Origin of the sequence: uncultured Flavonifractor sp. (assembly GCF_944383115.1) — a bacterium.
In the GTDB taxonomy this organism is placed as follows: domain Bacteria; phylum Bacillota; class Clostridia; order Oscillospirales; family Oscillospiraceae; genus Flavonifractor.
Genome location: NZ_CALWOJ010000147.1, coordinates 1 through 2,991 on the forward strand (window position 1 = coordinate 1; position 2,991 = coordinate 2,991).

The 2,991-nt window shown below is 63.1% G+C and carries 1 protein-coding gene and 1 pseudogene; both read left to right on the forward strand.

The features are described from left to right. Positions 1-316 precede the first annotated feature (316 nt). A complete protein-coding gene (locus tag Q0K43_RS10815) occupies positions 317-2,707 on the forward strand; it encodes an S-layer homology domain-containing protein (RefSeq protein ID WP_297290535.1) in 2,391 nt (796 codons plus the stop codon). A gap of 51 nt (positions 2,708-2,758) precedes the next feature. Further along, positions 2,759-2,991, forward strand: a pseudogene (locus Q0K43_RS10820) (hypothetical protein); the annotation flags it as partial.

Below are 2,991 nucleotides of genomic sequence, written 5' to 3' on the forward strand. Positions count from 1 at the left end.
TTCAGCCGCCGTATGGACAACAAGGCCGTGGACAAGTTGTTCTTCTGGCTGCTGCTGGTCATCACCGGCATCAGCGTGTACAACCTGATTCGCTGCTTTGTATAACTTCGCGTTCTTCTCCTCTTTTCCTCAGGACCCGTTCCGGCAGTCATGCCGGGACGGGTCCTTTGTTATGCTTGCAAGGGTGGAAACATTTGGCCTGCCCCGGTTCCTTGACACTGGAACATGACATGGTATAATACCAAACCAGTATGGAATTTTTGCAGAGCAAATGCGCCATATTTTATCAATAATTGTAACTTGGAGGAATTTACACATGCAAGCAAAGAAACCGCTGGCCCTGCTGCTGTCCCTGTCCATGGGACTGTCCATGGGCACGCCCGCCCTGGCTGCCGCCAAGGAGACCAGCCTGCCTGATGTGAACCAGAGCTGGGCGGCCGACTCCATTCACCGCTGGCTGGAGGCCGGCCTGGTGGAGGGGGACGACCAGGGCATGTTCCGTCCTGCCGCTAACCTGACCCGGGGCGAGCTGGCCACCATTTTTGTCCGCCTGCTGGGCCTGAGCGAGAAGGCGCCCAACCGCTACGCCGACCTGAAGGGGGATGAGTGGTACGCCGACGCCATTCTGAAGTGTACCGCCGCCGGTATTATGGAGGGTGACGGCACCAACTGCAACGCCACCCAGACCATTTCCCGCCAGGAGACCATGGTGATGTTTGCACGGGCCATGGGTATCCGGGAGGAGAAGGAACCCAGCCTGGGCCAGTTTGTGGACGGCACCGACGCCGCCGGCTGGGCCGCCGGCTATCTGGCTCCTCTGGCGGAGCTGGGCATCCTGTCCGGCGTGGAGGACGGTTCCCACCTGGCGCCCAAGGCCAACATTGACCGGGCGTCCACCATGGCTCTGCTGGACAAGGCTGTCAGCGATTACATTACCCGCTCTGCCGACGTGGAGGCGGAGGACGAGGGCCGCTTTGTGGTGATCAACACCGGTTCCGCTGCCCGCAGCGGCGCCCAGGTTGAGGTGTCCGGCCAGGCCGCCGGTCTGGTGGTGGCTCCCGGCAGCGCCGGGGCCAAGATCACCGCCCAGGACCTGACCGCCGCCACCGTGAAGGTGGACGCTCCGGTGGAGCTGACCCTCTCCGGCAGCACTTCCGCCGACTACCTGAGCGTCAACGCCGAGGCCCAGCTGGCGGTGGAGAAGGACGCTTCCGTGGAGGAACTGTCCCTCAACGCCGCCGCCCAGGTGGACAACCAGGGCACCATCGGCAAGGCCGCCGTCAACGCCGACGGCGTGGTGCTGGACGGCAAGCTGCCCGGCAGCCTGGAGGTGACCGACGGCGTGGACCAGCCTACCGACAGCGAAGGCAACCAGGTGGGCGGCGACAATAACAATGGCGGCAGCAATGGCGGCGGTTCCGGCTCCGGTGGTTCCGGCGGCTCCGGTGGTTCCGGCGGCAGCGGCGGCGGTTCCGGTTCCGGCGGCTCCGACGGCGATGGTGACGGCGACGGCGGCCAGGTGCCTCCTGTCCAGGCCGGCCCTGCCGTGACCCGGGTTTCCGAAGAGGAGGGCAAGGTCACCATTCAGTTTGACCAGGCCCTGTACACCATGGAGGAGGATGTGCTGACCAAGATCGGCAGCTCCTCCACTCCCGAGGGTGACGTGGTGAACAACGAGGCCCTCCAGGCCGCGGGCTACGCCATCTCCGGCGACGTGCAGATCACCAACCTGTATGTGGACAACGAGACCGAGTTTGTCTGGACCTTCGACTTCAACAGCGCCAAGCTGGGCGACGGTATGCGCTACAACAAGGCCATCTACGACGCCGAGGGCAACAGCGCCGGCTACCTCACCGCCCGCCGCCATGTGGCCCTGAAGGACGACGAGGGCCGCACCCCCTACTACGTCTGGACCGTGGCCTTTGAGCAGGAGGCCGGGGCCGACATCACCGCCCCCGTGCTGGAGAAGGAGAACGTCACCCTGCTGGGCGACGACGACACCCTGACCCTCACCGTGCCTGTGTCCGACGACGGCGAGCTGGCCTATCTGGAGATCGACCACAGCCTGGAGGCCAGCTTCCCCGAGTTCACCGTGGAGGCCAAGAGCTATGAGTTCCTGGATGAGGAGAGCGGCCTGGGCTACACCAGCGTGTACACCGACACCCAGGGCGAGCAGAAGTGGGAGATCACGCTGAATCCCGTGGCCACCGCCCTGCTGCGTCAGGCCGCCGACGGCAGCCCCATGACCTTCTACTTCTCCGTGAAGGACAAGGCGGGCAACCAGTTTGGTTCCATGTACTTTGTGGACGAGGAGATGACGGTCTCCGACGTGTCCGTGCCCCTGGACACCACCGCTCCCACCGTGGTGAGCTTCGCCATTGACGATCAGGTGGTGGAGGACGGCGCTACCGTCAACTTTGACGAGGGCCAGGAGTTCACCAGCCTCACCGTCACCCTCAGCGAGGCGGTGGTTGCCGGGGATCAGACCCAGCACATCACCATTGACGGCCATGAGTTCGGTACCTTCGTCATTGACGAGGCCGATCCCACCAAGCTCCACATCACCGTTACCAACCACAACGGCAACAAGTATGTGGAGGGTACCTTCCAGTTCGATCTGGCCGCCGGCGCTCTGAAGGACGCCTCCGGCAACGAGAACGAGGAGCTGTCCTACACCATCCACTTTACCCAGAATCCCGGCGTGTAAGCGTCACAAAGCCCCCCTTTTACCGATAAACTGGTGAGAGGGGGGCTTTTTATGCAAAGTAAGGCGTTACAGGAACAGATCAAAACGGCTGACAAATCTCTGCTTTTTCTCAGTACCCTGCTGGGGTCCATCTGTCTGTCCTGGCTGGCCCTGGACAAACGGCGGCGGGGGCTGTGCTGCAACGGAAAGGCTCCCGATGTGACGGGGCTGCGGCAGGTCAGCTCTGTATTGGTGGTGCTGGCACTGGGGTACTTCTTCTGCCTGGGTGTGAAGGGCAGGGAAGA